Below are 1,081 nucleotides of genomic sequence, written 5' to 3' on the forward strand. Positions count from 1 at the left end.
CTGGGCGATGGCCCGACAGTCACCGGTGCACTCGAACCCCGATCGGCCCGAGTGAGACAAGGGTGCACCAATGAGCACCCTCGATGTGGCGGTGGTGTCCCCGTCCGACGTCGCCCGGGCCGGGTTGGTCCGGTTGGTGTCCAACCTCCCGGGTCTGGAGGTGAGCCTCGAACTCGCCTCGGTCGCGCGGCTTCTCGCCCTCCCGACCGGCCCGCCGCTGGCCATCGTCGACATCACGGGGCTGCGGCGCGCGTCGGTGCACGACCATCTCTGGTCGGTGCTGCCGCAGCGGACCCGGGTGGTGCTGGTGTGCCGACCGGACGTGCGGCTGTCGTTGCCGGACGCGCTCCGGGCCGGAGTTCGCGCGATGATCCTCGCCGACGACGCCGAGCGGGATCTGCGGACGGCCACCGAAACCGCCGTCCTGGACAGTGTCTACATCAGTCCGGGGCTGGTCGAGGCCGTGTGTGGGCCCCTCATTCCCGACCCGGTTCGCCTGGCCGAGCGGGAGATCAAGACATTGCGGCTGGTCGCCAGCGGGCTGAGCAACGTGATGATCGGCGAGCAGATGGGCGTGACCGAGTCGACCGTAGGCACGTACCTGAAGCGCATCCGGGCGAAGTTGAACGCCACCAACAAGGCCGAACTCACCCGCCGGGCGATTGAGCTGGGCTACGTGTCGCCGCACCGGTAGGACTGACGACGACCGAGCGGGCCTGGCTGGTTGCCGGGCCCGCTCTGCGTAGACGGTGGTGTCAGCGCTGGAGGGTGAGTAGGCCGGGGCGGTAGGGCAGGAGGCCGTAGTCGACGCCGTCGGAGGAGGGGGAGCGGCCTTGGTAGAGGAGTTGGAGGTTGCAGGGGTCGACGGTGAAGGTTTGGTCGGCGCTGGTGCGGATCAGCTCGCCGTGGCTGATGTCGTTGGTCCAGGTGGCGCCGCTGTTGGCTGTGCCGGCGAAGGGGTTGTTTTCGGTGGCGGCTTGGGGGGTCCAGGTGCCGCCGAGGTTGGTGGCGGTGAAGGAGCGGAAGTAGCGGCCGCGGGCGCCGATGGCTTCGACGAGCATGAGGTAGCGGCTCTGGCCTT

Annotated in this window: 2 protein-coding genes; one reads left to right on the forward strand and one right to left on the reverse strand. The window is 69.3% G+C overall.

Annotated features, from left to right (window positions below; translation table 11 throughout):
- The first annotated feature begins 70 nt into the window (after positions 1–70).
- Positions 71–694 (forward strand): response regulator transcription factor, encoded by a 624-nt coding sequence (locus tag ACLQ24_RS29770; RefSeq protein WP_425895060.1) that lies wholly within the window; start codon positions 71–73, stop codon positions 692–694.
- 61 nt (positions 695–755) lie between these two features.
- On the opposite strand, the gene ACLQ24_RS29775 is transcribed toward ACLQ24_RS29770, so the two are convergent.
- On the reverse strand, positions 756–1,081 hold a 326-nt coding region (locus tag ACLQ24_RS29775; RefSeq protein ID WP_425895061.1), incomplete at its 5' end, for a non-reducing end alpha-L-arabinofuranosidase family hydrolase.

It is taken from the genome of Micromonospora sp. DT4, assembly GCF_049841675.1.
Taxonomy (GTDB): Bacteria; Actinomycetota; Actinomycetes; order Mycobacteriales; family Micromonosporaceae; genus Micromonospora.

Bases quoted from the DNA above. Each gene is read 5' to 3' on its own strand.
- ACLQ24_RS29770 (WP_425895060.1), top strand. From the start codon at position 71: ATGAGCACCCTCGATGTGGCGGTGGTGTCCCCGTCCGACGTCGCCCGG.